This window comes from Candidatus Pelagibacter communis (assembly GCF_001179945.1).
In the GTDB taxonomy this organism is placed as follows: domain Bacteria; phylum Pseudomonadota; class Alphaproteobacteria; order Pelagibacterales; family Pelagibacteraceae; genus Pelagilacustribacter; species Pelagilacustribacter ubique_A.
The window spans coordinates 1-2,527 of the sequence record NZ_CVSG01000071.1; the positions used below are offsets into that span (position 1 = coordinate 1).

Sequence of the window (2,527 nt, forward strand, 5' to 3'; positions counted from 1 at the left end):
CTGGCTGTTCCTGAAGCAGGACAAGTATCTGTTCAGGTATACAATATCATGGGTCAAGTTGTTGCAACGTTGGCAAATGGCTATATGGATGCAAGTACATATACATTAACATGGGATGCATCGAATGCATCTAGTGGTGTGTACTTTGTAAAAGCTCAATCTGCAGGTAGTGTTACTACTCAGAAGCTTATGCTAATGAAATAATATAACCGTTTATTATAACGGCTAAACTTAAAAAGCCTCCGCTTTTAAAAAGAGCGGAGGCTTTTTATTTATTTTCATTCAAACCAACTTATTATATCATCTTTGTCTGGAAAATTTCCAGTTTGAAATTTAGAGTATACTAAATTTCCATCGATAGTTATTTCAAATGCGCCACTTCTAGGGGGTTTGATATTTCCCTCTACTTGTATTTTCGGGATAATTTTTTTTATTTCTTTTGACACACGGTCAAAGTCAGGATGGTAATTTCACTTTTCACAATATTCTATATGTATTTTCATATTACCTTTCTATTGAATAATCCTTAATGAGTCTAATAATCCCCAAATACCAGGAATAACTAAAATCCAGCCTAGTATCTTTGTAAAATAGTCTATTTCATAATTACCTGTTCTTCTTAAAACAAGCCATCCACCTGTTATGGTCATACCTACAAATACAATAAATAGTACCATTCTGCCCATAGTATATTTTCTGTTATTTATATATAAAATCAAAGACTATTCCAGTATGAAAAAATAGTATACATATTTAATGAACATATTAAATTACAATAGTATTTATATCTAAAAACAACGGAGGTATCATTCATTATGGCTAACAATATCAAATTTGGAGATGTTGATTTAAAAATTCCTAATTTTGAATTTAAGAGATTTAAATGGTTAATTGCTGTGATGATAACTGTCATCATAATATTTGCCTCTGTATATACAATAGGTGCTAATGAAAATGGTGTTGTATTGCGTCTTGGAGAATATTCTCATACAACTATGCCTGGCTTACATTTTAAGATACCTTTTATTGATATGGTCTACCCAGTTAAGGTTGATTATCAATATAAACAGGAATATGGATTTAGAACCCTAAAAGCAGGTGTTCGTACAGAATACTCCAAGCGTAATTATAGTGGCGAATCCTGGATGCTTACAGGTGATTTAAATATTGCAGAGGTTCGTTGGATTCTTCAATATAAAATCAAGAATGCTGCTGATTATCTATTTCATGTACGTGATGTGCAAAATACAATAAGAGATATTTCAGAAGCCACCCTTCGTCTTTTGATAGGTGATCGGTCCTTTACTGAAGTATTACAGACTGAACGTGTTGCAATTGCTGAAAAATCAAAGGTACACATGCAAATGATTCTAGATAGATATCAAACTGGTATTTCAATAAAAATGGTTCAGCTTCAATCCGTCTTACCTCCAGATCCGGTTGCAGATTCATTCAATGAAGTTATTCGCGCTGAACAGGAAGAAGAAACATTGATAAATGAGGCAAATCAAGCATTTAACAAAGAAATCTATAGAGCTGATGGAGAAGCAAAACAATTAATTAATGAAGCAAAGGGGTATGCAGTGGAGAGAGTTAATAATGCCAATGGTGATGTGGCTTTATTTGAACAAGTGTTGGCAGAGTATAAAAAAGCACCTCAGATCACAAAAGATAGATATTTTATCGAAGCGATGAATGAAGTATTAAGTAAAACTCCAAACAAGGTTATTGTAGATCATAGGTTAGAAAACTTTTTACCAATGTTGAATCTCCAAAATAAGGAGAAAAAATAATGAAACGGACTATACCGATTATATTTTTAGTATTCATATTAATTTTTTGTTTTGGTTCTGTCTATATAATAAATGAAACAGAACAGGCTGTAGTAACACAGTTTGGAAAGCCAGTAGGTGGTGCTATAACAGATGCAGGACTCCATTTCAAAATACCAATTATACAAACAGTTATAAAGTTTGATAAAAGAATCTTGGAATGGGATGGATCTGCTAATGAGATTCCAACCCTAGATAATAAATATATTTTTATTGATGCATTTGCAAGGTGGCGTATTTCAGATGCTTTACAGTTTTATAAGTCTGCAAAAAATGAAATGCTTGCTCAATCACGTTTAGATGATGTATTAGATGGAGCAGTTCGTGATGAAATAGCAAATCGAACCATGGTAGAAATTGTACGTTCTAGTGATCGGAAAATGTTGATTCAGGATGTCGAATCTTCAAGTGTCAATATTGGCACTGCAGGCTATAAAGATTTGTCTGCAAAAGGTGCACGTCTTGAGATAATTGAGAGTATATTAAGTTCAGTTACAACAAAACTATTGGATCTTAATATGGGAATTGAAATCTTAGATGTTCAGTTGAAGAGGATTAATTATACTCACACAGTTCAAGAACAGGTTTTTAACCGTATGATCTCTGGCCAAAATCAAATAGCAGAAAAGTATCGTGCTCAAGGCCAGGGTAAAAAGCAGGAAATATTGGGTATGCAGGTTCAACGTAAAAAAGAG

The 2,527-nt window shown here is 33.1% G+C and carries 4 protein-coding genes and 1 pseudogene; 3 read left to right on the top strand and 2 right to left on the bottom strand.

The features are described from left to right. Positions 1-204, top strand: a 204-nt coding sequence (locus AMN78_RS02705) for a T9SS type A sorting domain-containing protein (protein WP_179850606.1), incomplete at its 5' end; no start/stop codon positions are given. A gap of 74 nt (positions 205-278) precedes the next feature. On the opposite strand, the pseudogene AMN78_RS02710 reads toward AMN78_RS02705, so the two are convergent. Further along, positions 279-458, bottom strand: a pseudogene (locus AMN78_RS02710) (SelT/SelW/SelH family protein); the annotation flags it as partial. Positions 459-512: 54 nt separating this feature from the next. Continuing rightward, the gene (locus tag AMN78_RS04205) at positions 513-677 is read right to left on the bottom strand and encodes a hypothetical protein (protein WP_179850607.1); all 165 of its coding nucleotides are present in this window, start codon (positions 675-677) and stop codon (positions 513-515) included. Between the two features lie 138 nt (positions 678-815). On the opposite strand from AMN78_RS04205, the gene hflK reads away from it, so the two are divergent. Together hflK and hflC are read left to right on the top strand one after the other, a co-directional pair. Further along, a complete protein-coding gene (gene hflK / locus AMN78_RS02715; RefSeq protein ID WP_075534056.1) occupies positions 816-1,793 on the top strand; it encodes an FtsH protease activity modulator HflK in 978 nt (325 codons plus the stop codon). Continuing rightward, positions 1,793-2,527 (top strand): protease modulator HflC (gene hflC, locus AMN78_RS02720; RefSeq protein WP_075534057.1); only part of this gene is annotated, 735 nt, incomplete at its 3' end. The genes hflK and hflC, both read left to right, overlap by 1 nt.

Bases quoted from the DNA above. Each gene is read 5' to 3' on its own strand.
- hflK (WP_075534056.1), top strand. From the start codon at position 816: ATGGCTAACAATATCAAATTTGGAGATGTTGATTTAAAAATTCCTAAT.
- AMN78_RS04205 (WP_179850607.1), bottom strand. From the start codon at position 677: ATGGTACTATTTATTGTATTTGTAGGTATGACCATAACAGGTGGATGG.